At 62.4% G+C, this 237-nt stretch carries 1 pseudogene; it reads left to right on the top strand.

Annotated elements, in window-relative coordinates:
- Positions 1-237, top strand: a pseudogene (locus AC6CH3_RS23575) (IS30 family transposase); the annotation flags it as partial.

Below are 237 nucleotides of genomic sequence, written 5' to 3'. Positions count from 1 at the left end.
CCGCAACAGCACCCCGGACGGCAGTTATCAGCCGTATGCCGCGCACCGTGCCGCCGCTGCCCGCCGACCCCGACCCAAGATGGCCAAGCTCGAAAGCGAGTCCGACCTGCGTGAGTACGTGAAGGACAAACTGCTCATACGCTGGTCTCCGGAACAGATCAGCCACACCCTGGTCGAAGAGTTCCCCGACAAGCCGGAGATGCGCGTGAGCCCTGAGACGATTTATCAAGCCCTCTA

The organism is Arthrobacter sp. GQ119 (assembly GCF_059759125.1).
This window is presented reverse-complemented; position numbering and strand designations above follow the sequence as displayed.